Origin of the sequence: Sphingomonas rustica, assembly GCF_039652585.1 — a bacterium.
GTDB lineage: Bacteria > Pseudomonadota > Alphaproteobacteria > Sphingomonadales > Sphingomonadaceae > Sphingomonas > Sphingomonas rustica.
In genome coordinates this window covers 73,483-99,362 of sequence record NZ_JBDIZK010000001.1, presented here as the reverse complement: position 1 = coordinate 99,362, position 25,880 = coordinate 73,483, and the positions used below count along the sequence as shown (strand labels likewise).

Annotated in this window: 27 protein-coding genes; 10 read left to right on the top strand and 17 right to left on the bottom strand. The window is 67.0% G+C overall.

Translation table 11 applies throughout. The features are described from left to right. Positions 1-82 precede the first annotated feature (82 nt). Positions 83-1,171: an ATP phosphoribosyltransferase regulatory subunit gene (locus TPR58_RS00445; protein ID WP_346244628.1), complete on the top strand. Its 1,089-nt coding sequence runs from the start codon at positions 83-85 to the stop codon at positions 1,169-1,171. Positions 1,172-1,210: 39 nt separating this feature from the next. Here the strand turns inward: TPR58_RS00445 and TPR58_RS00440 are convergent, their stop codons facing one another. The 3 genes from TPR58_RS00440 to TPR58_RS00430 are packed head-to-tail and all read right to left on the bottom strand — an operon-like array spanning position 1,211 to position 6,125. Next, positions 1,211-2,629, bottom strand: a complete 1,419-nt coding sequence (locus TPR58_RS00440; RefSeq protein WP_346244627.1) for a mannitol dehydrogenase family protein — start codon at positions 2,627-2,629, stop codon at positions 1,211-1,213. A 33-nt stretch (positions 2,630-2,662) separates the two neighbouring features. Beyond that, on the bottom strand, positions 2,663-3,649 hold the full coding sequence (locus TPR58_RS00435; RefSeq protein WP_346244626.1) for a retroviral-like aspartic protease family protein: 987 nt from the start codon (positions 3,647-3,649) through the stop codon (positions 2,663-2,665). A 55-nt stretch (positions 3,650-3,704) separates the two neighbouring features. Continuing rightward, the gene (locus TPR58_RS00430) at positions 3,705-6,125 is read right to left on the bottom strand and encodes a ligase-associated DNA damage response DEXH box helicase (RefSeq protein ID WP_346244625.1); all 2,421 of its coding nucleotides are present in this window, start codon (positions 6,123-6,125) and stop codon (positions 3,705-3,707) included. 18 nt (positions 6,126-6,143) lie between these two features. On the opposite strand from TPR58_RS00430, the gene TPR58_RS00425 reads away from it, so the two are divergent. Continuing rightward, positions 6,144-7,142, top strand: a complete 999-nt coding sequence (locus TPR58_RS00425; protein WP_346245106.1) for a ligase-associated DNA damage response exonuclease — start codon at positions 6,144-6,146, stop codon at positions 7,140-7,142. A 16-nt stretch (positions 7,143-7,158) separates the two neighbouring features. Here TPR58_RS00425 and rpoN read toward each other — a convergent pair whose 3' ends face one another. From rpoN to TPR58_RS00395, 6 genes are all read right to left on the bottom strand, one after another. Continuing rightward, positions 7,159-8,709: an RNA polymerase factor sigma-54 gene (gene rpoN / locus TPR58_RS00420; RefSeq protein WP_346244624.1), complete on the bottom strand. Its 1,551-nt coding sequence runs from the start codon at positions 8,707-8,709 to the stop codon at positions 7,159-7,161. 5 nt (positions 8,710-8,714) lie between these two features. Then, on the bottom strand, positions 8,715-9,491 hold the full coding sequence (gene lptB / locus TPR58_RS00415; RefSeq protein WP_346244623.1) for an LPS export ABC transporter ATP-binding protein: 777 nt from the start codon (positions 9,489-9,491) through the stop codon (positions 8,715-8,717). Positions 9,492-9,618: 127 nt separating this feature from the next. Next, on the bottom strand, positions 9,619-10,185 hold the full coding sequence (locus tag TPR58_RS00410; protein ID WP_346244622.1) for an LptA/OstA family protein: 567 nt from the start codon (positions 10,183-10,185) through the stop codon (positions 9,619-9,621). Next, complete coding sequence (gene lptC / locus TPR58_RS00405) at positions 10,185-10,829, bottom strand: LPS export ABC transporter periplasmic protein LptC (RefSeq protein ID WP_346244621.1); 645 nt, start codon at positions 10,827-10,829, stop codon at positions 10,185-10,187. Before lptC ends, TPR58_RS00410 begins: the two co-directional genes overlap by 1 nt. Positions 10,830-10,858: 29 nt before the next feature. Continuing rightward, on the bottom strand, positions 10,859-11,479 hold the full coding sequence (locus TPR58_RS00400) for a ribonuclease D (RefSeq protein ID WP_346244620.1): 621 nt from the start codon (positions 11,477-11,479) through the stop codon (positions 10,859-10,861). A gap of 145 nt (positions 11,480-11,624) precedes the next feature. Continuing rightward, positions 11,625-12,434 carry a TerC family protein gene (locus tag TPR58_RS00395; RefSeq protein WP_346244619.1) on the bottom strand — a complete coding sequence of 270 codons (810 nt, stop codon included), beginning with the start codon at positions 12,432-12,434 and terminating at the stop codon, positions 11,625-11,627. 207 nt (positions 12,435-12,641) lie between these two features. Between TPR58_RS00395 and TPR58_RS00390 the strand changes: the two genes are divergently transcribed. Continuing rightward, on the top strand, positions 12,642-13,445 hold the full coding sequence (locus TPR58_RS00390) for a cold-shock protein (protein WP_346244618.1): 804 nt from the start codon (positions 12,642-12,644) through the stop codon (positions 13,443-13,445). A gap of 70 nt (positions 13,446-13,515) precedes the next feature. Here the strand turns inward: TPR58_RS00390 and TPR58_RS00385 are convergent, their stop codons facing one another. Together TPR58_RS00385 and TPR58_RS00380 are read right to left on the bottom strand one after the other, a co-directional pair. Next, a complete protein-coding gene (locus tag TPR58_RS00385; protein ID WP_346244617.1) occupies positions 13,516-14,379 on the bottom strand; it encodes an EamA family transporter in 864 nt (287 codons plus the stop codon). Positions 14,380-14,470: 91 nt separating this feature from the next. Next, positions 14,471-16,066: a cisplatin damage response ATP-dependent DNA ligase gene (locus TPR58_RS00380; RefSeq protein ID WP_346244616.1), complete on the bottom strand. Its 1,596-nt coding sequence runs from the start codon at positions 16,064-16,066 to the stop codon at positions 14,471-14,473. Positions 16,067-16,112: 46 nt separating this feature from the next. Between TPR58_RS00380 and TPR58_RS00375 the strand changes: the two genes are divergently transcribed. Next, positions 16,113-16,940: a metallophosphoesterase gene (locus TPR58_RS00375; protein ID WP_346244615.1), complete on the top strand. Its 828-nt coding sequence runs from the start codon at positions 16,113-16,115 to the stop codon at positions 16,938-16,940. 79 nt (positions 16,941-17,019) lie between these two features. Continuing rightward, positions 17,020-17,355 carry a hypothetical protein gene (locus tag TPR58_RS00370; protein ID WP_346244613.1) on the top strand — a complete coding sequence of 112 codons (336 nt, stop codon included), beginning with the start codon at positions 17,020-17,022 and terminating at the stop codon, positions 17,353-17,355. Between the two features lie 66 nt (positions 17,356-17,421). Here TPR58_RS00370 and TPR58_RS00365 read toward each other — a convergent pair whose 3' ends face one another. Together TPR58_RS00365 and TPR58_RS00360 are read right to left on the bottom strand one after the other, a co-directional pair. Further along, complete coding sequence (locus tag TPR58_RS00365; RefSeq protein WP_346244612.1) at positions 17,422-17,916, bottom strand: Dps family protein; 495 nt, start codon at positions 17,914-17,916, stop codon at positions 17,422-17,424. A gap of 128 nt (positions 17,917-18,044) precedes the next feature. Further along, positions 18,045-18,608 (bottom strand): TMEM165/GDT1 family protein, encoded by a 564-nt coding sequence (locus TPR58_RS00360; protein WP_346244611.1) that lies wholly within the window; start codon positions 18,606-18,608, stop codon positions 18,045-18,047. Between the two features lie 168 nt (positions 18,609-18,776). Here TPR58_RS00360 and rpmG point away from each other — a divergent pair, with 168 nt between their 5' ends. After that, a complete protein-coding gene (gene rpmG / locus TPR58_RS00355) occupies positions 18,777-18,944 on the top strand; it encodes a 50S ribosomal protein L33 (protein WP_055757016.1) in 168 nt (55 codons plus the stop codon). 120 nt (positions 18,945-19,064) lie between these two features. Here rpmG and TPR58_RS00350 read toward each other — a convergent pair whose 3' ends face one another. Beyond that, entirely contained in the window at positions 19,065-19,433 is a 369-nt protein-coding gene (locus TPR58_RS00350) for a response regulator (RefSeq protein ID WP_346244610.1), read from the bottom strand. Between the two features lie 37 nt (positions 19,434-19,470). Between TPR58_RS00350 and TPR58_RS00345 the strand changes: the two genes are divergently transcribed. The 4 genes from TPR58_RS00345 to TPR58_RS00330 all read left to right on the top strand — a co-directional run bounded on the left by TPR58_RS00345 (position 19,471) and on the right by TPR58_RS00330 (position 21,894). Continuing rightward, on the top strand, positions 19,471-19,776 hold the full coding sequence (locus TPR58_RS00345; RefSeq protein WP_346244609.1) for a DUF3572 domain-containing protein: 306 nt from the start codon (positions 19,471-19,473) through the stop codon (positions 19,774-19,776). Then, on the top strand, positions 19,776-20,411 hold the full coding sequence (locus TPR58_RS00340; RefSeq protein WP_346244608.1) for an HAD family hydrolase: 636 nt from the start codon (positions 19,776-19,778) through the stop codon (positions 20,409-20,411). Before TPR58_RS00345 ends, TPR58_RS00340 begins: the two co-directional genes overlap by 1 nt. Positions 20,412-20,426: 15 nt before the next feature. Continuing rightward, positions 20,427-20,891 (top strand): RidA family protein, encoded by a 465-nt coding sequence (locus TPR58_RS00335; RefSeq protein ID WP_346245105.1) that lies wholly within the window; start codon positions 20,427-20,429, stop codon positions 20,889-20,891. Positions 20,892-21,111: 220 nt separating this feature from the next. Continuing rightward, the gene (locus TPR58_RS00330) at positions 21,112-21,894 is read left to right on the top strand and encodes a TorF family putative porin (protein ID WP_346244607.1); all 783 of its coding nucleotides are present in this window, start codon (positions 21,112-21,114) and stop codon (positions 21,892-21,894) included. A 126-nt stretch (positions 21,895-22,020) separates the two neighbouring features. Here the strand turns inward: TPR58_RS00330 and TPR58_RS00325 are convergent, their stop codons facing one another. The 3 genes from TPR58_RS00325 to ileS are packed head-to-tail and all read right to left on the bottom strand — an operon-like array spanning position 22,021 to position 25,845. Further along, entirely contained in the window at positions 22,021-22,434 is a 414-nt protein-coding gene (locus TPR58_RS00325; protein WP_346244606.1) for a DUF3035 domain-containing protein, read from the bottom strand. Next, the gene (gene lspA, locus TPR58_RS00320) at positions 22,427-22,948 is read right to left on the bottom strand and encodes a signal peptidase II (RefSeq protein WP_346244605.1); all 522 of its coding nucleotides are present in this window, start codon (positions 22,946-22,948) and stop codon (positions 22,427-22,429) included. Before lspA ends, TPR58_RS00325 begins: the two co-directional genes overlap by 8 nt. Beyond that, on the bottom strand, positions 22,945-25,845 hold the full coding sequence (gene ileS, locus TPR58_RS00315; protein WP_346244604.1) for an isoleucine--tRNA ligase: 2,901 nt from the start codon (positions 25,843-25,845) through the stop codon (positions 22,945-22,947). Before ileS ends, lspA begins: the two co-directional genes overlap by 4 nt. Between the last annotated feature and the right edge of the window lie 35 nt (positions 25,846-25,880).

Below are 25,880 nucleotides of genomic sequence, written 5' to 3'. Positions count from 1 at the left end.
TTCGCCCCGTCCCGCGCTCTGGCAACCGGCCTTCGACAGCCCGTGCCGGAACGGATAAGGGGCGGGGCGAAAGGACCATGTGATGACCGGATTGCTTCCCGAGGGATTCCACGATCGACTGCCGCCCGCCGCCGATGCGGCGGCGCGGGTCGAGGCGCGGGTGCTCGGGGTGGCGCATGGCTATGGCTATGAGCAGGTCGATCCGCCGCTGGCCGAATTCGCCGAGGCGCTGGCATCGCGGCTGAAGGCCGGCGGGATGCGCGATGCCGTTCGGTTCGTCGACCCGGCGTCGCAGCAGACGTTGGCGATCCGGCCCGACATCACCGCGCAGGTCGGCCGGATCGCGGCGACTCGGATGGCGCACCATCCGCGTCCGGTGCGCCTCAGCTATGCCGGCCCGGTGCTCAAGCTTCGCGCGTCGCAGCTGCGGCCCGAGCGCGCCATGCGCCAGATCGGCTGCGAGCTGATCGGCCTCGATTCGGTTGCCGCCGCCAGCGAGATCGTCCGCGTCGCGGTCGAGGCGCTGGGACAGGCCGGGGTCGAGGGCGTCGCGATCGACTTCACCCTTCCCGACCTGATCGACACGCTGGCCGGCGAGTCGCTGCCGCCCGCAAAACTCGCCGATCTGCGCGAGCGGCTGGATGGCAAGGACGCCGGCGGCGTCGCCGCGATCGCGCCCGACTATCTGCCGCTGATCGAGGCGGCCGGTCCGTTCGATGCGGCGATGGCCAGGCTGCGCGGGATCGAGGCGCTGCAGTCGCGACTCGACGGGCTGGCACAGGTGGCGGCGAGCCTGCCCGACGGCGTCGCGCTGACGCTCGATCCGACCGAGCGGCACGGCTTCGAATATCAGAGCTGGCTGGGCTTCTCGATCTTCGCGCGCGGCGTTCGCGAGGAGATCGGCCGCGGCGGCACCTATGTCATCGTCCATGAAGACGGACGGGAGGAACCGGCGGTCGGCTTCTCGCTCTATGCCGATCCGATTCTCGATGCCGGGATCGGTGCGGGCGACCGGCGCAGGCTGTTCCTGCCCTTCGGCACCGACCCCGCACGGGGTGCCGATCTGCGGCGCGAGGGCTGGGTCACGGTCGCCGCGCTGGAGGCGGCGGACACCCCCCGGGCGCAATTGTGCAGCCACGTCCTGGGCCGCGCTGGACCGCAGCCGGTCTGAGGAGGGCGCCGGGCGGAGATCCGCACCGGCGCACCCTGTTCAGATCACCAGCACGGCCTGCAGGTCGCCCGACTCGAACGCCGCCAGCGCGCGGCTCAGCGCGTCGCGGAAGCGCGGATCCTCGGCCACGCGGGCGGGGAAGACCTGGCGAAGCGCCAGCATCGCGTCGAGGTTGCCACTCGCCGCCGACAGCGTATCGGCCAGCGGATCGGTGATCGTCTCGCCCGCGGCCGTCTTGCGGCGCAGGAACGCGATCCAGGCGGCGATCGGTGCCGCCAGCCGATCGACCGGCCGGCCGGCCTCGAGCGCCTCGCCGATCGTGTCGAGCAGGCGATAGGGCAGCTTCTGCGACCCGTCCCAGGCGATCTGCGACAGCAGGTGGCGGATCGCCGGGTTGCGATAGCGGTTCAGCACCGCATCGGCATAACCGGGCGCATCGAACCCCTGGATGGCGGGGAGCGACGGCAGGATGTCGTCATGCGCCAGCCGGGTGATGAACGCGGCGAGTGCGGGGTCGGACATGCCTTCGAAGACGGTCTCATGCCCCAGCGCGAGGCCGATATAGGCAAGCGAACTGTGGGTGCCGTTGAGCACGCGCAGCTTGGCCCGCTCATAGCCGCGAACGTCGCTGGTCAGCGTCACGCCGACCGATGCCAGGTCCGGCGCACCCGCGAAGGGCTGGAGCACCCATTGGCTGAATCGCTCGCGCTGAACCGCGGCGCGATCGGCCACGCCGATATCCGCGGCGACCTTGGCGAGGAAGGCCTCGTCGCTTGCCGGAGTGATCGAATCGACCATCGAATCGGGGAAGGCGACCTCGCCCTCGATCCAGTCGGCCAGGCCGGGATCATAATGGCGGGCAAGGGTCGCGCACGCTGCGCGCAGCTTCCCGCCATTGCCGGTCATGTTGTCGCAGCACAGCATCGCGAAGGGTGCGGTGCCGGCGGCACGGCGATCGTCGAGACCGGCGACGATCCAGCCGATCACGCTGCGCGGCTCGGCCGGACGAGCCAGATCGTGGACGATGTCGGGATGACCCAGGTCGAGCGCCCCGTCGCCGCCCAGGCAATAGCCCTTCTCGGTCACGGTGCTCGAGGCGATCCGGATGCGCGGATCGGCCAGCACCGTCCTCAACCGGGCGCCCTCGCCGGGGCCGATCGCATCGCTGTGCGCCGCAATGATCCGGTTCTCCGGCTCACGGTCGAGCACCGCCAGCGTGTAGAGCCCGCCCTGCGCCTTCAGCGCATCGACCGTGCCCGGCGTGCGCAGCGAGACCGCGGCGATTCCCCAGCTGGGATCGCTGTCCAGCAGCGCGTCGACATAGGCTGCCTGATGTGCGCGGTGGAAGGCGCCCGGACCGAAATGGACGATGCCGGTGGTGACCGAGGCGATGTCGTGCCCCGGGCGGCGGACCGCGGCGGGCAGCGAGGCGAGCGAAGCGGGGGAGAGCGGTGTCATCGCCCTGCGCACAACAGGGCGAAGGGGGCCAAGTCAAGCCCGGCGGTCGTGCGGCCCCAGCGCTGCCGTCGATCCGAAACCGTCGCGGGCACGCCGCTCGGCACCCTTGGGCAGCAGGAAGCGGACCTGCCGATTGGGGAAATCGATCTCGACGCGGCGGAATTCGCGCAGCGAATCCATCCCCAGCAGCATCGCCGGTTTGTCCGCCAGGCCGAAATAGGTGAAGGGCGCGGCATCGGTGAAGGCGACCGGCATCGCGCCGAAGCGGATGTTGCCCAGCTTGATGTCGGGCACCATCATATAGTCGACATTTGCCCTGCCCCCGGTCACGCTGGTGATCTCGGTGATCTGGACCTGCCCCTTGCGTGCCCGCACCCGTTTGCGCAGCGCCGAATTGCCGACGCTGACCTGGCTGCCGGTGTCGAGCACGACCTTGATCGGCATGTTGCCGTAATAGGCGTCGGTGACGATCAGCTGACCGAACTTGCTGCGCGCCACGACGACGATCTCGTCCGGGTCGGTCGGCTTGGCCCGGCGCCGGGGTTGTGACGGCATCACCGCCATCTCGTTGCGCTCGAAATCGATCACCACGCGGTGATTCTGCAGCGTGTCGATCCCCAGCAGGCCCGGCGCACCGATATTGCTCGCCTCCAGAGCAGGCGCGCGAATCGTGTGGCGTTGGCCTATCGACCGGATGAACAGTTCGGGGACGATCACCGTATCGACCAGGCTGCGCTCGGTCATCGAGGTGACCTGGATCCGCCCCGACGACGCGAGACCCAGCACGCTGGCAAGCTGGCGCGAGACGACGGTGCGCTCGGCACCGGTATCGATCACGAAATTATAGGGTTTGGAATTCCCGATCCCCACCGGGACAGACAGCCGGCGGTCGAGCTGCCCGAGCTGAACCAGCACCGTTTCCGCTGCCGCCTGCTCGATCGTCGCCGGATCCTGGGAAGACGCGCTCGCGACCGCTCCGATCGGCAGGGCAAGCAGGGCCAGGATGCTCAGACCATTCATGGAAATGAAGCTATACCTCTCAATGCTGCGCAGCAATCGCCAAGTTTGGCGGCCTCTATCCGTCGAGGCGCATCGCCTCGGTCGCGATCGCTTCCGCCTCGATCAGCAGCTCGTCCTCGGTCACGCCCTGCGCCACCGTCTCGCGGCCGATCATGATCAGGACCGGCACGGCAAGCGGGGTGACGCGGTCGAGATCGACATGGAGCATGCGCTCGCCCGCGGTGTCGAGCAGGTGAGCCAGGCGCCCGACATCGGTCATGCGCGCGCGCGCGTCGGCCCAGGCCGCGCGCAGCAGCAGATGGTCGGGCTCGTACTTGCGCAGCACATCGTAGATCAGGTCCGTCGAGAACGTGACCTGGCGGCCGCTCTTGCGCTTGCCGGGATGCTGGCGCTCCACCAGCCCGCCGATGATCGCGACTTCGCGAAAGGCGCGCTTCAGCAGCGCCGATTGCTGGACCCATTCGACAAACTCATGTTCGAGGATATCGGGGGAGAACAGCGCGCGGGGGTCCTCGATCTTCTCCAGGCCATATACTGCCAGCGCATAGTCGTTCGCGACGAACCCGATCGGTTTCAGCCCCATCGCCTCCATCCGCCGCGTGATCAGCATGCCCAGCGACTGGTGCGCGTTCCAGCCTTCGAAGCTGTAGCAGATCATGTGGTGCCGCCCCTCATGGGGAAAGGTCTCGACCAGCAGCTGTTCGGGCGTCGGCATCGCCGATCGCCGCGCCTGCGCCTCCAGCCATTCGCGGACGTCGTCCGGAAAGCGCGCCCACTGGCTGCGGTCATGGAGATATTGCCGGACGCGGTGCGCCAGGTTCGAGGTGATGGCGAGCCGCGCGCCCATATAGCTGGGGATCCGCGCCTGTTTGGCGGTGGCGCGGACGATCAGGTCGGTCAACTCGACCTTCTCGACCTCCAGCGCCATGCCGGCGAAGAAGAAGGTGTCGCCGGGCGCCAGCGACGACCCGAATCCTTCCTCCACCTTGCCCAGCCGGCGGCCGTTCTTGAAGCGCACCTCCAGCATCGGCGCCTCCACGATGATGCCCGCATTCAGTCTATGCTGCGCAACAAAACTGGGATGGCTGATCCGCCACATCCCGTCCTTGCCCAGCGTCAGCCGCTTGAACCGATCATAGGCGCGCAGGCTGTATCCCCCGTCGGCGATGAAGTTCAGGACGCGATGAAACACCTCCTGGTCGAGCGCCGAATAGGGCAATGCTGCGCGAACTTCCTGCAGCATTTCCGCTTCGCCGAAGGGCGCGGCACAGGCGCAGGCCATGACATGCTGGGCAAGCACGTCGAGCGTGCCGGCGCGAAACACATCCTCGTCCAGCTCGCCCGCCTCGACTGCGTCGAGCGCCGCGCGCGCCTCGAGATATTCCATGCGGTTGCCGGGGACGAGGACCGCCTCGCTCGGCTCGTCGAGCCGGTGATTCGCCCGTCCGATCCGCTGGAGCAGGCGCGACGACCCCTTGGGCGCGCCCATCTGGATCACGCAGTCGACATCGCCCCAGTCGACCCCGAGGTCGAGGCTGGCCGTGGCGACGAGGGCGCGCAGCCTGCCCTCGGCCATCGCCCCTTCGGCGCGCTGCCGCGCCTCCAGGCTCAGGCTGCCGTGATGCACGCCGATCGGCAGGCTCAGCCGGTTCGCCTTCCACAATTGCTGGAACACCAGTTCGGCCAGCCCGCGGGTATTGCAGAACACGATCGTGGTGCGGTGCGTCTCGATCTCGGCCATGACCTGTTCGATCGCGTAGATGCCCGAATGGCCCGACCAGGGGACGCGAACCTCCGGCAGCAGGATCGCGATGTCCGGATCGGCACCCTTCTCGCCCTGGACCAGCGTCACCGTGTCGATATCGCCATAGGGGGCCAGCCAGGCGCGATAGGCATCGGGATCGGCGACGGTGGCGGACAGGGCGACGCGGCGAAAGCCGGGCACCAGCGCATGGAGCCGGGCGAGGCACAGCGACAACAAGTCGCCGCGCTTGCCCGAGGCAAAGGCATGGACCTCGTCGATCACGACCGTCTTCAACGTGTCGAACATCGTCAGGCTGTCGGGGTAGGACAGGAGGAGGCTGAGACTCTCCGGCGTGGTCATCAGGACCTGGGGGGGGCGCGCACGCTGGCGCGCCTTGCGGTCGCTGGGCGTGTCGCCGGTGCGCGTCTCCACCCGGATCGGCACGTCCATTTCCTCGATCGGCGTCAGCAAATTGCGCTGCACATCGACCGCCAGCGCCTTGAGCGGCGAGATGTAGAGCGTGTGCAGCCCGTCGACCGGCGCTTCGATCAGCTCCGCCAGGGTCGGCAGGAAGCCGGCCAGCGTCTTGCCCGCCCCCGTGGGCGCGACCAGCAGCGCATGCTGCCCCGCCCGGCCGGCGGCGAGCATGTCGAGCTGATGCCGCCGCGGCGTCCAGCCACGCGCGGCGAACCAGTCGGTCAGCGGCTGCGGAAGCTGGGAACCTGTTGGCATCGCAACCATATAGGCATGATGAGCAAGCTCGGCGACTGGATCGACCCACAACCTTCGGGAATCTATCTTCCCGCCGCCGATGCCTGGGTCGATCCCTCGCAGTCGGTCGCGCGCGCGCTGGTGACGCATGGCCATGCCGACCATGCGCGCGGCGGGCATGGCGAAGTCTGGGCGACGCCCGAGACGCTGGCGATCATGGATGTGCGCTACGGCGCCCAGAACGCCAGGCCGGTGGCCTATGGCGAAGCGCTGTCGCTGGGCGGGATCGATTTTCACTTCGTGCCTGCCGGCCATGTCCTGGGATCCGCGCAGATCGTGCTCGAGCATCGCGGCGAGCGGGTCATCGTCTCGGGCGATTACAAGCGGCGGGAGGATCCGACCTGCGCCCCCTTCAAGGTGACGCCGTGCGACGTGTTCATCACCGAGGCGACGTTCGGCCTGCCGGTATTCCGCCACCCCGCGACCCATGACGAGCTCGACAAGCTGCTGGAAGCGCTGCGCGCCAATCCCGATCGCTGCGTGCTGGTCGGCGCCTATGCGCTGGGCAAGGCGCAGCGCGTGATCCGCGAGCTGCGCGTGATGGGGTTCGACGATCCGATCTACATCCATGGCGCGCTACAGCGGCTGTGCGATCTCTATGTCGAACATGGCGTCGACCTGGGCGAACTCCGCCCGGCGACGGGGGTCGCCAAGGCCGAGCTTCAGGGACGCATCATCCTGTGCCCGCCCGGCGCGCTCAACGATCGCTGGTCGCGGCGGCTGCCCGATCCGATCACGGCGATGGCCTCGGGCTGGATGCGCGTCCGCCAGCGCGCGCGGCAGCGCAATGTCGAGCTGCCGCTGATCCTGTCGGACCATGCCGACTGGGACGAGCTGATCGATACGATCCGCGACGTGGCACCGCGCGAAGTCTGGGTCACGCACGGGCGCGAGGACGCGCTGGTCCACTGGTGCCGCCAGCGCCAGATCAAGGCGCGCGCACTCGACCTGTCAGGCTATGAGGACGAGGACGACTGAGGGGCGGGGCGCGGCGTCAGCCCGCCCCGGCGAGCGCCTTTTGCCGGCGGCGCTGGACCGAGCTGCCGATGCCCATCGCCTCGCGATATTTGGCGACCGTGCGCCGCGCAATGTCGAAGCCCTTGGCATTCAGCAGGTCGACCAGCGTGTCGTCGGACAGGATCTTCCTGGGATCCTCGGCCTGGATCAGCGCGCGGATGGCGCTCTTCACCGCCTCGGCCGAGACCGCATCGCCGCCATCGGCCGACTGGATCGCGCTCGTGAAGAAATATTTTAGCTCGAACAGCCCGCGCGCGCAGCTGAGATATTTGTTGCTGGTCACCCGGCTGACCGTCGATTCGTGCATCTCGATCACATCGGCGACCTGGCGCAGCGTCATCGGCTTCAGATGCGCGACGCCGTGCAGGAAAAACGCCTCCTGCTGCTTCACGATCTCGCTGGCGACCTTGATGATGGTGCGCTGGCGCTGGTCGAGCGCCTTGACCAGCCAGTTGGCGCTGGCGAGCATGTCGGACAGCCACGCCTTGCTCGACTTGTCCTGCGGACCGGTCGACACCTCGGCATAATAGGCGCGGTTGACGAGCACCCGGGGCAGGGTGGCGGCGTTGATCTCGATCGCCCATCCGGCACCGCGCCGCGCGACGAAGATGTCAGGCGTGACCGCAAGCATGGGCTCGCCGCCATAGCGCAGGCCGGGCTTGGGATCATAGTCGCGCAGCTCGCGGATCATGTCCGCCATGTCTTCGTCATCGACATTGCAGATGCGCTTCAGCCGGGCGATGTCGCCGCGCGCCACCAGGTCGAGATTGTCGATCAGCCGCGCCATGCACGGATCGTAGCGGTCGGCTTCCTTCGCCTGGAGCGCCAGGCATTCGGCCAGGTTGCGCGCGCCGACGCCGGTGGGGTCGAAGGTCTGGACGGTCGCAAGCACCGCCTCCACCCGCACCAGCGGCACGCCCAGCCGCTCGGCGATGTCGAGCAGCGGCACGGTCAGATAGCCGGTCTCGTCGATCTGATCGATCAGATGGGCGGCGATGAACTGGTCCGCGCCCGAGATCACCTGCCCCGCCTGGGTCAGCAGATGATCGGCCAGCGAGAGGCTGGTATCGCTGAAATTGTCGAAATCGGGCCCGTCCTCGGACCCGCCGCCGCCCGTTCCGGCCATGCCCAGGCTGCCGTCCATGCCGCCGGGCGAATCGATCGCGCTGTCATGGTGAAACGTCTCGGCAGTGAAATCGACGTCCAGCGCCGCCTCGCCATGCGCCTCGCCGCCGCCGGACAGCAGCTGGCTGGCATCGGGCATCGCATCGCCCGCGGCGAAGTCGCCGTCCGGAAGATCGGGGTCGCCGATCGGCCCGGACTCGGTCCCCGCATCGCCGTCGCGATCGCGCCCGCCGTCTTCGTCGCGGTCCTGCGACTCGAGCAGCGGGTTCTTCTCGATTTCCTCGGCGATGAACGCCTCGATCTCGAGGTTCGACAGCGCCAGCAGCTTGATCGCCTGCTGGAGCTGCGGCGTCATCACCAGCGATTGCGACTGCCGCAGGTCGAGGCGAGGCGCCAGACTCATCGCACTTAGAGTTCGAAGCTCTCGCCGAGATACAGACGGCGGACATTCTCGTCGCGAACCAGGTCGTCGGGCGACCCGGCGAACAGCACCCGGCCGTCATAGATGATGTACCCGCGGTCGACGATGTCGAGCGTCTCGCGGACATTGTGGTCGGTGATCAGCACGCCGATGCCGCGCGTCTTGAGCTGGCGGATCAGGTCGCGAATATCGCTGATCGACAGCGGATCGATGCCGGCAAAGGGTTCGTCGAGCAGCATGATCGTCGGGTCGGCAGCCAGCGCGCGCGCGATCTCCGCCCGCCGCCGCTCGCCGCCCGACAGCGCCATTGCGGGCGCGTCGCGCAATCGGGCCAGGCCGAATTCGTCGAGCAGCTGGTCGAGCCGGTGGCGGCGCGCCTCCTTGTCGGGTTCGGACAGTTCGAGCACCGCAAGGATGTTCTTCTCGACCGACAGGCCGCGGAAGATCGAGGTTTCCTGCGGAAGATAGCCCAGGCCCAGGATCGACCGGCGATACATGGGAAGGGCGGTGATATCCTCGCCGTCCAGCATGATGCGGCCCGAATCGGGCTTCACCAGACCCATCACCGAATAGAAGCTGGTCGTCTTGCCGGCGCCGTTGGGGCCCAGCAGGCCGATCACTTCGCCGCGTGAGACCGACATGGAGACGTCGGTCAGCACGACCCGCTTGTCATAGGCCTTGGCGATCGAGACGACGGCCAGTCCCTTTTCGGGCGGCGGGACGACGTCCGCGATCGGTGTCTCCATTTCGGCAGTGTCGGTCATGTTGGCCCTCGAATGGATTCGGTCGCGCTTCCGCGCCCTCAGGCAACGCTCATTGGCAGGATTCGTGCATGAGAATCATGGACGAGGAAAGGGTTCAAGCGCCCGATCGTGAAATTGGCGCGATCGGTCAGGGCGATGGTGGCGACGCCGGGGCCTCGTCGCGCTTCGGAACCGAGAAGCGGCCGGTCACGCGGCCGCCCTGGCTCTGCACCCCGCCCGGGGTCGTGCTGCCGCCCACGCCCGACCCGTCGATCGTGGCGCGACCGGTATCGAGGTTGATCGCCAGCCGTCCGCCGTTGATCACATTGGGACCCTGGCGCAGCGTCACGGCGCCGACCATGGTGATCACCCGGCGATTGATGTCGTATACCGCATATTGGCCGCGCGCGCTCTGGTCGGGGCGGGTCACGGTCACGCCGCCCGATGCGTCGAGGCGGGAAACCTGCGGTGACCCGTCGGTGATCTGGCCGGTATAGGTCAGCGTCGTCCGGGCGGCGGTCATCGTCATCTCGGCCTGGGTGATGCGGACATTGCCGGTCAGGATGACGCGGTTCGCCTTGTCCTGGATCTCGAAATGATCCGAGGCGAAGTCGATCGGTGCGTTGGTATTGTGGCGCGTCTGCGCCGTGGCCGGGGCGGAGGCACCCAGCGCCATGAAGAGGCCGAGCGGAAGCAGGGCGAGAGCGCGCATCATTATTGCCTATTTGCGCGCTTGGGATAGATGCGCAAGCGCGCATTCCCATCGACGCGGACGGTTCGTTGTTCGAGGTCGGCGGTCAGCTTGTCGCCGGAAAAGGTGCCGGTCGGCGTGCGGCCGGTAACGGCGCCGCCGCTGCGCAGCTGCCGGGTCTTCAGATCCAGCGTCGCGTCATGCGTGTCGAGCGTATAGCCGTCGGCGGTGCGGAACGCGATCGGGCCGTCGATCGCCACCTGGTCGTTCTGAAGATTGTAGCGGCCCTTGTCGGCGCGGACGGTCGCCGGACCCTCGGGCAGGCCGAGCTGGGCGTTCAGGTCGCTCAGCTGCACCTCGGCGTCGGTCGAGCTCTTCTGCACCGCGCTGCCGGCGTTCAGCTTGAACGCCTGGCCCTTGGCATCCTCGCCGCGATATTCGGCGCTCTGCACGCGGAGCCGCTCGGACGCGACGTCCACCTTGTTCTTGTCGAGCACGAAGCTGACTTCCGCGCCGGTCATCAGCGGCGCCACGACCAGCCCGACGCCCAGCACCGCGATGCCGATCGGCAGGACGATCAGCAACAGGCGCACCAGCCGGTCATGGCTGGACCCCGGATGGGCCCAGGCACGACGCTGGGACTGAAGCCGGGCGGCGACTTCAGACATTCAGGGTCTCACGGGAAAGGCGCGAGCCTTCATGCATGCGCGAAGATGTCCACTTCCGGCCATCCCGCGAGATCCAGTTCCGCGCGGGCAGGGAGGAAATCGAAACAGGCCTGTGCAAGTTCCATCCGGCCCTCGCGTTCGAGCCGGCGGTCCAGCTCGGCCTTCATCGCGTGCAGGTGCCGCACGTCGGACGCGGCATAGTCGCGCTGCGCATCGGACAGGTCGGGGCCGCCCCAGTCGGACGATTGCTGCTGCTTCGAGATCTCCTGTCCCAGCAGGTCGCGCACCAGGTCCTTCAGGCCGTGGCGATCGGTATAGGTGCGCACCAGCCGCGATGCGATCTTGGTACAATAGCAGGGCGCGGGCATGACCCCGAGATAGAAGCGGATCGCCGCCAGGTCGAAGCGGGCGAAATGATAGAGCTTCAGGCGTTCGGGATCGGCGAGCACGTCGCGAAGGTTCGGCGCGTCATAGGTCGAGCGCGGCCCGAAGCGCACGAGATGCTCGTCGCCCGATCCGTCCGACAGCTGCACCACGCACAGCCGGTCGCGCAGCGTGACGAGGCCCATGGTTTCGGTATCGACCGCAATCGATGCGCCGGGCGCGAACAGCCCCTCGGGAATGTCTTCTTCGTAGAAATGAACAGTCATCGCCGCCGCCTAGACCCCTTCGTCCCTTGGCTCAATGGGGTCCGGCCGCTCCGGGTTCAATGGCGCGGACCTGCACAAGCGCGTTTGAGGGATTGCCAAAGGGTGAATTTCAATGCGGTCCGGCCCGCTCCCCCACCCGGCGCCCTCAGTGAGGCGTGTCGCCCTTTGCGGCCAGTCGCTTCTCGCGCGAGCGACGCGACCAGATGTTGAGCATCTCGACGCCGGCCGAGAATGCCATGGCGGTGTAGATATAGCCCTTGGGGATATGCGCGCCGAAGCCTTCGGCGATCAGCACCGTGCCGATCATCAGCAGGAAACCGAGCGCCAGCATGACGACGGTCGGGTTGCCGTTGATGAAGTTGGCCAGCGGGTCGGCTGCGACCAGCATGACGATCACCGCCACGATCACCGCGACATACATCACCTCGACATGTTCGGTCATCCCGACCGCGGTCAGGATCGAATCGACCGAGAAGACGATGTCGAGCAGCAGGATCTGGACGATCGCCGAGGTGAAGTTGATCCCGGCCTGCGATGCGCTGTCCTTGTCGAGCAGGTCGTCGCTTTCATGCGTGTCGACCGAATGATGGATTTCCTTGGTCGCCTTCCACACCAGGAACAGCCCGCCGGCGATCAGGATCAGGTCGCGCCACGAAAAGGCGGTCTCGAACGCGGGGACGCCGTGCGAATCGAGCGGGCCGGTGATGCCCAGGTCGATCACCGGGTGCACCAGGCCGACGATCCACGCGATCATCGTCAGCAGCGCGAGGCGCATGACCAGCGCCAGGCTGATGCCGATTCGCCGTGCCTTCTGGCGCTGGTGCGGCGGCAGCTTGTTCGACAGGATCGAGATGAAGATCAGGTTGTCGATTCCCAGCACCACCTCCATCACGATCAGCGTGACGAGGGCTGCCCACACGGAGGGGCTGGCGAGGAGGTCCATGATCGAGTCCATGCCCCGATCTGCCCCGCAGCGGCGATCTGGGCAAGAAGCGGGATGAAATTCACCTGAACCCGGTTCGAATTTCGTTCGCGCCCTGTGTGCTTTTGGGCTATGACTGATTCTAGAGGCACCCCGTTTCGGGTGTCCGAAGACTTGCGCGCTCGTCCGGCGCTTGGGTTTCGATGGTGATTTCGGGCGAACCGGGAAGACGAACAGGGCATGAGTTTCGATAGAGGGCGCCGTGGGGATCGCGGCGGGCGCGGCAGGGACAAGCGCGACGGTTTCGGCGGCGACGACAATTTCTACGGCGGCGGCGGCGGTTTTGAGGACCGTGGTCGTGGCGGTGGCTTCGGCGGCGGTTTTTCCGGCGGCGGTGATCGCTTCGGCGGCGGCGGTGGTGGCGGCTTCGGCGGCGGCGGTGGCGGCGGTGGTTTCCGCGGCGGCGGCGGTGGCGGTGGTTTCCGCGGCGGCGGCGGCGGCGGTGGCGGCATGCCCCCGCAGGTGATCGGCGAAGGCACCGGCGTCGTGAAGTTCTTCAACGCGCAGAAGGGTTTCGGCTTCGTCGTTCGTGACGATGGCGGCGAAGACGTGTTCGTGCACATCTCCGCGGTCGAGCAGGCCGGTCTTGTTGGCCTCGCCGAAGGCCAGCCGCTTGGCTTCACGCTCGTCGATCGCGGCGGCCGCATCTCGGCGACCGAGCTGAAGATCGACGGCGAGCCGATGCCGGTCGAGGACCGCGGTCCGCCGCGCGATCGCGATGCCGGCCCCGGCGGCGCACCCCGGGGTGGCCCGCAGCGTCAGCTGACCGGTGAGAAGGCGACCGGTACGGTCAAGTTCTTCAACGCGATGAAGGGCTTCGGCTTCATTCAGCGCGACGATGGCCAGCCGGACGCGTTCGTCCACATCTCGGCCGTCGAGCGTGCCGGCATGCCGACGCTCAACGAGGGCGACCGTCTCGAGTTCGAACTCGAGGTGGACCGTCGCGGCAAGTATGCCGCGGTGAACCTGACGCCGGGCAGCTGAGCGCAGGCTCACGCCAGACAAAGGAAGGGGCCGGGCGGAAACGTCCGGCCCTTTTCGTTTCAGCTTGCTGTCAGCGCGTCAGGATCAATGTGGCTCCGGCCATCACGCCAAGCACGCTGGCGGCGCGCAGCCAGCCTACCCGCTCCTTCAGTACGAACAGCGAGATCAGCAGCGCAGTGATCATTCCCGTCTCGCGCAGGGCCGCCAGCGGCGCGGTCGGGCCGAGGGCATAGGCATGCATCGCGAGCCCATAGGTAACGATCGATAAGGCGCCGGCGATGACACCGGCTCGCCACTGGCCGCGTGCCGTTTGCAGGATCGCGCCCCTGGAAATGACTGCGAAGAAGCTGACGACGGCAATACCCGCGATCACGAAAAGCCACACGATATAGCTGGTCGGCGTGGGAGCGGCGCGTACCCCGGCAGCATCGACGATGGTGTAGGCCGCAATCATCGCCGCGGTGGCCAGCGACCAGCCGAGCCCGGCGGCTTGAATATGCTTTCCTGCAACCATCATCAGCACGGCGAAGCCGATCAGCGCCGTGCCGAGAAGATCGCCGATGCTGGCGGACTCTCCCAGCACGCCAACAGTAACGGCCGCCGTGATCAGCGGAGCCACGCCGCGCAGGATCGGATAGGCGGCCGACATGTCGCTCGCCTCGAACGCCCGGACCAGCGCGTAAAGATAGATGCAGTGGATGAGCGCACTCGCCCCCAGCCAGTGCCAGGCGCCGTGGGGCAGGGGGACGAAGAACAATGCGGGCAGCAACAGGATCGCGCTCGACCCGTCGATGACGCTGCGCGCCGTCATCTTGTCCCTGCCGCTCTTCAGGATCGCGTTGACCACGGCATGGATCGACCCCGAGGCGATCATCATCGCCGGAGCGAGAAGCTCCGCGCTCACCCGCCCCGCCTCGACGGGCGATGAAGCCATGGCGGCGGATGCCTGGCAATCTCCCCCATGACGTTCCCCTTCGCCGCGTTGCTATCTCGGCTGCACGGATCTGGGAAGAGCCGCCCCTCGTTCAGGTCGCCATGCGTCGCAGCGTCTCGATCCGGTCGGCCTCGGCGGCCGGCTTGTCGTTGCGGATGCGGGCGATCCGGGGGAATCGCATCGCCAGGCCGGACTTGTGGCGTTTCGATTCGTGGATCGAATCGAACGCGACCTCCAGCACCAGCGTCTTCTCCACCTCGCGTACCGGGCCGAACCGGTTGAGCGTGTTGGTCCGGACGAACCGGTCGAGCCATTTGAGCTCTTCGTCGGTGAAGCCGAAATAGGCCTTGCCGACCGGCAGCAGCTCGCCTTCCTCGGTCCAGGCGCCGAAGGTGAAGTCGGAATAGAAGGAGCTTCGCTTGCCGCTGCCGCGCTGGGCATACATCAGCACGCAGTCCGCGGTCAGCGGATCGCGCTTCCACTTGTACCACAGTCCGACGCGGCGGCCGGTGACATAGGGCGACTCGCGCCGCTTGAGCATGACGCCCTCGATCGCCGCGTCGCGCGCGCCGGCCCGGATTTCCTCCAGCTGCTCGAAATCGCCGGCTTCGATCAGCGCGGAGACGTCGAACCGCTCGGGGTCGAGCCGCGTCGCGAACGCCTCGAGCCGCCGGCGGCGCTCGTGCCATGGCAGTTCGCGCAGATCCTCCGCACCATCGAACAGGATGTCGTAGAGCCGGACGAAGGCGGGATACTCCGCCAGCGTCTTCGCGCTGACCAGCTTGCGTCCCAGTCGCTGCTGAAGCGCGTTGAAGCTGCCCGCCCCGCCGCCTTCACCGATCGCGCCGCCTTGCGCCTCGCCCTTGACCAGCAGCTCGCCGTCGAGGGCGCCGGCCTGGGCGAACGCCTCGGCGATTTCGGGGAAGCTGTGGGTGATGTCGTCGCCGGCCCGGCTGTAGAGCCGCGTCTGGCCGGCGACATGGACCAGCTGGACCCGGATCCCGTCCCATTTCCATTCCGCGGCATACTCGTCGAGATCGACCCGCGTTTCCTCCAGCGGATGGGCCAGCATGAACGGACGGAAGACGGGCACGTTCTGCGCGCTCGGCTGGACGCCGCGGCCCTCGGCCCAGTCGAACAGCTCCGGATAGGGCGGTTGAAGCCCGTGCCAGACTTCCTCCACCGCCTCGACGTCGAGGCCGAAGGCCTGGGCGAGCGCGGTCTTGGCCAGGCGCGCGGACACGCCGACGCGAAGCGCGCCCATCGCGAGTTTCAACAGGGCGAAACGCTCATCGGCGTCCAGCCGGTCGAGCATCGACGCGAGCACCCCGGGAGCGTCCGATCGCGAAAGCGTCGCCAGCCGATCGACCACTTCCGACAGCAGCAACGGGCCGCTTTCTTCCGGCGCAACCATCGGTTCGGGCCACAGCAATGCGATCGTCTCGGCCGAATCGCCGACGAAATCGCGGCTCATCGCATAGAGGACGGGATCGACCCGCTCCTCGACCATGGCGCGGATCAGGGCCGGCTTGACCGCCGGCAGGTCGAGCCCGCCGGTCAGGGCGGCCATCGCCCAGCCGCGGTCGGGATCGGGCGTCGCCTTCAGATAGTCGCCGATGCGCCGCAGCTTCGCATTGCGCGAGCGCGTGTAGATCAACCCGTCGAGAAGGTCGGCAAAGGCGCGCATCAGCAGGAGATGGCCGTCATTCCGGGATTACGCTAGGGGCCGGCGGATGTTCCGTTTGCTCGGCCTGGTCCTCCTCGTCATCGTCGCTCTGATCGGGTGGAGCTACGCCAATATCCTCGCCGATCCAACGGTGCACGGCATCCGGATCGGCATGACCGACTGGCCGCGCGGGGCGCCGCCAGTACGGGTCGCGCTGATCAGCGATATCCATGTCCAGGGCCCCGACATGCCGCCCGAGCGCGTCGCCCGAATCGTCGAGAGCGTGAATGCGCAGAAGCCCGACCTCGTCCTTCTGGCCGGCGATTTCATCGGCGATCGAAAACTCGCCACCCGCTATTATTCGCAGGCCGAGATCGCCGCGCCGCTGGCGAAGCTGAAGGCGCCGCTCGGCGTCTATGCGGTGCTGGGCAACCATGATCACTGGCATGGCGGGCCAGCGATGCGAAAGGCGCTGGAGGGGGCGGGAATCCCCGTCCTGTCGAATGCGGCGCGCCGCGTCGGCGTGCTCACGCTTGTCGGGATCGACGATTATCATTCGCGCCATGCCGACGTGCCCGCGTCGATCCGCGCCGCCGATGCGCTGCCCGGGCCGACGCTCGCCTTCACCCATAGCCCCGACGTGGTGCCGAAGCTCGGCCGTCATTTTGCGATCGTCATGGCCGGGCACACGCATTGCGGTCAGATCGTCCTGCCGCTCTATGGCGCGCTGGAAACCGGCTCGAACTATGGCGACCGATTTCGTTGCGGGGCGATCCGTGATCAGGGCCGCGCGGTCGTGGTTAGCGGCGGGCTGGGCACCAGCGTGCTGCCGTTCCGTTTCGGCGCCCCGCCCGACTGGTGGCTGGTGACGCTCGGCGCTGCAGACTCGCGCTGAGCGCCTCGCCAAAGCCACGAATCGCGATTAGCCATGCGCGTGTGGAGCGGGGCTCCACATTCGATGGAGAGCACTGCCCATGAAGTTCGTGATCGCCGCTGCGGCCGCCGCAGCCTTCCTGATTCCCGCCGCCGCGTCGGCGCAGACCGCACCGGCTGCCCCGAGCGCGCCCGCGGCCCAGGCAGCACCTGTCTCGGCTGCCAAGTTCAACCTCGACACCCCGATCGAAACGCTGGTCGCCGACGCGAAGGCCAATGCGGTCCTGACCGCCAATCTCGGCGGGGACGTCTCCAAGCACGAGCATTACGAGATGTTCAAGACGATGAGCCTGCGCCAGGTCCAGCCCATGTCGGGTGGCGCGATCACCGAAGAGACGCTGGGCAAGATCGAGAAGGAACTCGCCGCGATCAAGTGATCGTCCGGGGGTAAAGGGAAAGGGCCGGGATCGCTCCCGGCCCTTTCTTGTTGCTCGTGAGGGCGATCAGCCCTTGCGCGACGCCTCGAACAGGAACCAGGCACGTTCCTCGGCCTGGTCGGTCCATTCGTCGACGATGCCCGAGGTTGCGTTGTCGTTCGCATTTTCGGCAGCTTCCTTCACCGCGCGGAAGCTCTCGACCAGCTTCAGATTATCGTCGCGCAATTCGGACAGCATGTCGCCGGGGCCGACGAAATCGGCGTCATTGTCCTTCAGCGTCTGGCGACGGGCGATGTCGCCGATCGAGCGCAGGGTCATGTTGCCGGTCTTGCGCACCCGCTCCGCGATCGCGTCGGTGATCCCGAGGATCTGCGCGGCCTGGTCGTCGAGCAGCAGATGATAGTCGCGGAAATGCGGACCCGACACGTGCCAGTGGAAATTCTTCGTCTTGAAATACAGCGCATAGCTGTCCGCCAGCGCGCTGTTCAGCGCATCGGCGACGCTCTTGGTCTCGTTGCGATTGAGGTCGGTCGGCGTCTGCAGCGCCTTGGTGTCTGCCATCATGTCCTCCGGCGATTCGGTTTCGTAACGATAACGTAGACATAGGCGTTCGGGTCCCGTTCCGCATAGGTGAAATCCCGATGACAGCAATCGATCGGACCGGTCGTCGCCGGTGCGGCCCGTTCCGGCTAGGTCAGGCGCAACGCCCCGGATCCGATGACCGCCGCAGCCCCGAGGAACAGGACGGCCGAAACGGCGCGCAATGCGCGCAGCGGCATGCGAACCCAGAGCGTCTCGCCGGTCAGTGCCGCGGCGATGGCGACGCACGCCGTCCCGGCCAGCGTGCCGGCAAAGGCGAACCAGGGCAGGCCGAAAACCCCGAATGCCAGCGCGAAGAATTGCGTCTGGGACCCCAGCGCCACACTGAAGGTGCCGAGCGCAGTCGTCGCCATCGCGCCGAGCCGCCAGCCGTCCAGTCGGTCCGGCGCCCGCGCGGGCAGCAGGGCACCCAATCCGCCGAACAGAAAGGCAATGGCGAGGAACAGCGCCTGGGCGTTCGGGCTCAGGGTCGGCCCGATCAGAATCGCGCCCATCGCGGCCATGGCATTCAACCCGGCATGCGCCACGATCGCGGCGAGTGCGACGCGCAGCGGCTGGTTGAACCGGTCGGCGAGAATCGCGGTCAGCAGCGCCGGTTTCTCGCCCAGCTGGGCAAGCACGGTGACGATGAATGCGGGTACCAGGGCTTCCATGCGCTGCCTTGTCGAGAAGCGCCGCCGGTAGCAGCTGGCGGGTTAAGACGGCGTGACGACAGGCATGTCTTGACTTTTGCCGCGCGCTGGCGCAACTGCCGCCCCTGATGGCGGTGCGCTAGCGCGTGCCGCTTTTTCCTTTTCGCAGAATCTAAGGGTTTTCGGGCCATGGCCAAGCCGACCACTGTCAAGATCAAGCTCGTCAGCTCGGCGGATACGGGCTTCTTCTACGTCACCAAGAAGAATCCGCGCAACCAGACCGAGAAGCTGACCTTCCGCAAGTATGACCCGGTCGTGCGCAAGCATGTCGAGTTCAAGGAAGCGAAGATCAAGTAAGCCGATTCGGCGCTTCGGCGCCGCGGTTTGCGCGATTCGGCCGGTGCCTTCATCGTCCGCGCCTGCGACGCCCTCTTCCGCCAGGAAGGGGGCTTTTCGCTATGTGCCCCGTCGCCCGGATCAGGCGGCCAGCAGGGCCCGGACCTCGTCCATGAAGCGCGCAAGCGAGATCGGCTTGGACACATAGGCATTGGCGCCGGCGGCGCGGATGCGCTCCTCGTCCTCACGGCCGGAATAGGCGGTCACCGCCATGATCGGGATCGCGCGCAGGCTGATGTCGAGCTTCATCTGCTGGATCAGTTCCAGCCCGGTGACATGCGGCATCTGGATGTCCATCACCACCAGGTCGGGCCGGAACTCCCTGGCCAGGGTCACTGCTTCGCGGCCGTCACGTACGGGTTCGACCGCGAGTTCATGGGCCCGCAACAAGTCGCAGAAAAGCTTCAGATTGAGTTCGTTGTCCTCGACAACGAGCACCCTTTTTGCCACGCGCAGACCCTTATTATTTAAGGACAAGCTTTAGGCCATGGCCGCCCGCGAGACAAACGCCGACTCGTCCGATCGCACCCGATCTGCGTCCAAATCTGGGGCAGTCGAGGTTGCACTTTCCGCGCTCGTATGGACGCTGGGCGACTCCGCCCGGGCAAACCGGCTGCTCGACCTGACCGGCCTCGATCCCGCCGAATTGCGCGAACGGGCAGGGGAGCCGGCGCTGCTGGCGGCGACGATCGGCTTTCTCGAAGCGCATGAGCCGGACCTGGTCGCCTGCGCCGACTCGCTGGGCATCGCGCCGTCCGACCTCGTCGCAGCGCGCGCTGCACTGGAGAAGTGATGAAACCGCTGCTGATCACCGATTGCGATGAAGTGCTGCTCCATATGGTCCGCCATTTCGGGAGCTGGCTGGACGAAGCCCATGAGATCGACTTCGACCTGTCGCGCGGACATTTCGACGAGGCGCTGACGCGGCGTGCCGATGGCGGTCGGGTCGCGCGAGAGGAAATGTGGGCCCTGCTCAACAGCTTCTTTCCGGCCGAGATGGGCCGGCAGACGTTGGTCCCGCATGCGCGAGAGGCGCTGGCGACGCTGGCCGAGACCGCCGACATCGTCGTGCTGACCAATTTGCGCGACCAGTGCCGCGAACCGCGCATCGAACAGCTGGCGGCGCACGGGATCCGTCACCGCGTCGAGTGCAACCAGGGCGGCAAGGGCGAGCCGGTCGCCCGGCTGGTCGAAGAGTTCCGCCCCAGCGTGACGGTCTTCATCGACGATCTGGCGATCCATCACGAATCGGTCGCCACCCATGCGCCCGAGGTGTTCCGGCTGCACATGGTCTCCGAACCCACGCTCGCGCCGCACATTCCCGCGGCACCGCATGCCCATGCCCGGATCGACGACTGGCAGGAGGCGGAGGCGTGGATCGTGAATCGGTTCGCCCAAGGCTTGACCGGCGTCGCGGCCAATGGTTGAGACCCTGGCATGACCATGCAGATCGACGCGAAGCTGGCCGAGCTCGGCCTGACCCTTCCCGAGGCAGCGGCACCTGTCGCCGCCTATCTCCCCGCTGTGGAAGTCGGCGGGCTGCTTCACATCTCGGGCCAGTTGCCGTTCCAGGACGGTCAGCTGATGACCGGCCGCGTCGGCGAGGATCGAGACCTCGATTACGGTGCCGAGGCGGCGCGGCGCTGCGCGGTGATGCTGCTGGCGCAGATCCGCAAGGCGCTGGGCGGCGACTTCCAGCGGGTCGAGCGCATCGTGAAGCTGGGCGTGTTCGTCAATTCGGCCGCCGACTTCACCGATCAGGCGAAGGTGGCGAACGGCGCGTCCGAACTGATGGCTGCGATCTTCGGCGATTCGGGCAAGCATGCCCGCAGCGCGGTCGGTGTCGCCGTGCTCCCGCTGGGCGCGGTGGTCGAGATCGACGCCATCGTCGCGCTCCGCGACGCCTGATCCGATCGGCGGGGAAACCCCCGCCGATACGTCTTTTCTGTTGCGATGTCGCAACACCTGCGAGGTTACGTGACCTCGCGGGCTTATTTTGTTGTGCGGTGCAGCGTGTTTCTGCATTGTTACAACGTCGGCGATAGCGGCGCGGGCTCTTCGGGGCCTCAGACAGCTCGCACCGTCGACAGCAGGCGGGAACCATCGAATCTAACCGAAAGGGATGAAGATGCGTTTCTCGAAACTCATGATCGGCGTGTGCGCACTCGCCGGTGCGACCCCGGCCTTCGCTCAGGACGAAACCGAGCCGGCCCCCGAAATCACCGTCAGCGGCAGCGCCGCCGTCGTCAGCGACTACCGCTTTCGCGGCATTTCCCAGACCGACGGCAATTTCGCCGTCCAGGCGGGCATCACCGTCAGCCACGCCTCGGGCTTCTATGCGTCGGTCTGGGGGTCGTCGGTCGACGACTATGTCACCGTCCACGGCTCGGCCAACCAGGAGATCGACCTGATCGCCGGGTTCAAGACCACTTCCGGCGGCGTCACCTTCGACATCGGCGCGGTCTATTACCTCTATCCCGGTACCAAGCCGGGCTTCACCGGCGACGTCAGCAAGTCGAGCATCTTCGAGCCTTATGCGGCGGTGTCGTACGGGATCGGCCCGGTGACCGCGAAGGCGACCTTCGCCTATGCGCCGAAGCAGACCTCGCTCGCGCTCGACCAGGGGCAGCTCGGCGGGCCGAAGCAGGACAATGCCTATCTCGCCGGCGACCTGTCGACCTCGATCCCCAACACGCCGATCTCGCTGACGGCGCATCTCGGCCACACCTGGGGGCCCAGCTGGCTGGGCATCGGCAACGAATATACCGACTGGAGCCTGGGCGCCTCGGCGACCTGGAAGTCGCTGACCTTCGGCGTCCAGTATGTCGATACCGATGGCGACTACATCACCCCCAGCGGCAAGAATGCCAGCAAGGGTGGCGTCGTCGGATCGGTCAGCGTCAGCTTCTGATCCCGTTCACAACCGGTGCCAAGGGGGCCGCGGACTTGTTCCGCGGCCCCTTTCGCTGTCCGGCGGACGCACGAAAAAGGGCCACGCCTCGGTCGAGGCGCGGCCCTTTTCGATCGTCCGGGGACGTTACTGCGGAGTCGCGGCCGACGCGTCGCGGCCGGTACCCTCGGGCGCGGCGATGATGTCGCGGGTCGTGCTGCCCTTGTCGACCACGGTCGTGTTGGGATCGCCTACAGTGCTGCGCGCACCTTGGTCCGCACCGGTGCGTCCGGCGGCGTCCAGCGTCGCATTCTCGCTGCCGCTGCGCACGGCCGATCCGCCGAACAGCGCGTCGAGCGCCTGGTTCTGCGGCTGCGAATCCTGTGCGCGTGGCGCGCCCGGACGCGGCGGGACCAATGCGAAGTCGGGCGGGATCACCAGGGGGGCGGCACGCGCGACCGCGAACTCGTCGGGACGGGCACGGTCATAGCCGCTGCGCCCGCAGGCCGACAGCGAAGCGACCAGCGCGAGCGCGCCGGCGATCAGGACAGTCTTACGCATTGATAGTCTCCACAGAATCCTGCTGCGTGGCCCGAGGCTTGTCACGCACGAAAAGCGCGCGGACCAGCAGGATCAGCACGCCGATGGTAATCGCAGCATCGGCGACATTGAAGACCAAAAACGGCCGCCATGTGCCGAAGTGCAGGTCCGCGAAGTCGACGACGAAGCCGAGGCGGCTGCGATCGAGAATATTGCCCAGCGCGCCGCCCAGGACGAGGCCCAGCGCCGCGACATCGCCCAGCTTGCGTTCGCGCAGCATCCACACGACCACGCCGATCGCGATCAGGCTGGTCAGCGCCACCAATGCCCAGCGCCAGGTCTCGGTGCTCGCGCGGAACAGCCCCAGCGACACGCCGATATTCTCGACATAGCGCAGGTCGAAGAAGCTGAAGATTTCCGTCGACGCGCCGTCGTACGAGATGCCCAGGCTCTGGGTGACGAAATATTTGGTGCCCTGGTCGACCAGGAACACCATCAGCGCCACCAGCAATCCGATTCCACGCGTCTTGGTCATGCGCCCGCTACCTCGGAACAGCGGTCGCACAGCGCGCCGTCGTTCGCAACTTCGGGAAGATGCCGCCAGCATCGGCCGCATTTAAGGCGCTGCGTGGGCGCGACCGTGACCGCATCGCTGCCGCCGGTCACCCGCGACACGATGAACAGCTCGGCGAGCAGGTCCTCGTCCAGCGGCAGCGAGGGAACCGCCACTTCGGCTTCCAGGCTGGACCGGATCGTCTTTTCGCGGCGATAGGGCTCGATCGCCTCGGTCACCTTTTCGCGCAGCGCCCGCACCGCGTTCCAGTCGGCACGGAGGTCGCCGACGACCTGCGGCATTTCCGGCCACTCGAGCAGATGGACCGACCCGTCCTCGCTGGGATAGCGCGCCTGCCACACTTCCTCGGCGGTGAAGCTGAGAATCGGCGCGGCATAGCGGACCAGCGCGTGGAACAGCAGATCCAGCACGGTTCGATAGGCGCGGCGCTTCGGGTCGCCCGGCGCATCGCAATAGAGCGAGTCCTTGCGGATATCGAAGAAGAAGGCCGACAGGTCCTCGTTGGCGAAGTCGGTCAGCGCGCGGGCATAGCGGTTGAATTCATAGGCGCCGACCGCATCCTTCAGCTCGGCGTCGAGCGCGACGAGCTTGTGAACGATATAGCGCTCGAGCTCCGGCATCTCGGCGACCGGCAGCTTCTCGGCATCGCTGAAGCCGTCGAGCGCACCCAGCAGATAGCGGAAGGTGTTGCGCAGCTTGCGATAGGCGTCCCCCGTCCCCGCCAGCACTTCCTTGCCGATGCGGACATCCTCGAAATAATCGGTCTGGGCGACCCACAGGCGCAGGATATCGGCACCGCTCTCGCCGATGACCTTCAGCGGATCGACGATATTGCCGATCGACTTGGACATCTTCAGGCCCTTGCCGTCCAGCGCGAAGCCGTGGGTCAGCACGGTGCCATAGGGCGCATGGCCGCGCGTGCCGCAGCTTTCGAGCAGCGACGACTGGAACCAGCCGCGATGCTGGTCCGACCCTTCGAGATACAGGTCGGCGCGCACGCCTTCGCCGTAACGCTTCTCGACGACGAAGCTGTGGGTCGAGCCCGAGTCGAACCAGACATCGAGGATGTCGGTGACGACCTCATAGTCGGCCAGGTCATGGTCGGCGCCCAGCAGTTGCTGGTGATCGGCCGCGAACCAGGCATCGGCACCGCCGGCGCGGAAGGCGTCGAGAATGCGGGCGTTGACAGCCGGATCGCGCAGATACTCGCCGCTCTGGCGGTGGACATACAGTGCGATCGGCACGCCCCAGGCGCGCTGGCGGCTGATCACCCAGTCGGGGCGTCCTTCGACCATCGCGCTGATCCGGTTGCGGCCCTTTTCGGGCACCCACCGCGTCCGCTCGATCGCATCGAGCGCCAGCTCGCGCAGCGTGGCCTTATTTCCCTCTCCCCCTGTGGGAGAGGGAGGGAGCGGCGAAGCCGCGGAAGGGTGAGGGGGCGTGAGACTCGCGTCCCCCTCACCCTTCCCATCCGCTTGCGCGGACGGGCCCCTTCCCTCTCCCACAAGGGGAGAGGGAGACTGGATCGCCCGGTCCATCGGGATGAACCATTGCGGGGTGCAGCGGAAGATGACCTTCGCCTTCGACCGCCAGCTGTGCGGATAGCTGTGCGAGAAATCGTCCGACCCGGCCAGCAGCGCGCCCGCCTCGCGCAGGTCCGAACAGATCGGGCCTTCGGCGGCGTTCAGCTTCTTGTTGATGACCGACAACTCGTTGCCGCCCATCCACGCCCAGTCGTCGCGGTAGCGGCCGTCGTCCAGCACCGCGAACACCGGATCGATCCCGTTGGCCTTGCACAGCAGGAAGTCGTCCTCGCCATGATCGGGCGACATGTGCACCAGCCCGGTACCGGCATCGGTGGTGACGAAGTCGCCGGCCAGCAGCGGGCGCGGCTTCGCGAAGAACGCTCCGCGCGCATGCATCGGATGGCGCGCCACGGCTCCGTCGAGGCGGGTGCCGGCAAGGATGCCGAGCGAGCGCACGTCGCCGCTATCGGCATCGACGCCCCAGCGCTTCAGCACGGCCGCCTTCAGATCGGCAGCGAGCAGGAAGCGGCGGCCGTTCCATTCGATCAGCTCATAATCGACCCCCGGGCCATAGGCGAGCGCCTGGTTCACGGGAATCGTCCACGGCGTCGTCGTCCAGATCACCGCATGCGCACCGACCAATTCGGGCGCGCCCGGCGCCTCGACGATCTCGAACGCGACATCGATCTGGGTCGAGACGATGTCGTCATATTCGACCTCGGCATCGGCCAGCGCAGTCTTCTCGACCGGCGACCACATCACCGGCTTCGCGCCGCGATACAGCTGGCCGCTCTCGGCGAACTTCAGCAGCTCGCCTGCGATGATCGCCTCGCTGTCGAAGTTCATCGTCAGATAGGGATCGTCCCAGTCGCCCATCACGCCAAGCCGCTCGAACTGTCCGCGCTGCACGCCGACCCATTTGGCGGCATAGGCGCGGCACTCGGCGCGGAACTCGGCGGCCGGCACCTCGTCCTTGTTGAGCTTCTTTTCCTTGTACTGCTTCTCGATCTGCCATTCGATCGGCAGGCCGTGGCAGTCCCAGCCGGGAACATAGGGCGCATCCTTGCCCAGCAGGCTCTGCGAGCGGACGACGATGTCCTTCAGGATCTTGTTCATCGCATGGCCCATGTGAATGTTGCCATTCGCATAGGGCGGGCCGTCGTGCAGGATGAAGCGCTCGCGCCCGGCACGGGCCTCGCGCAGCTGCTGGTACAGGCGAATGCGTGCCCAGCGCTCGAGGATGGCCGGTTCCTTGGCAGCAAGGCCGGCCTTCATCGGGAACTCGGTCTTCGGCAGGAAGACGGTGTCGCGGAAATCTGTTGCGTCAGTCATGGGTGCGCGCGGATTAGCGGGTGCGCGGTCAACTT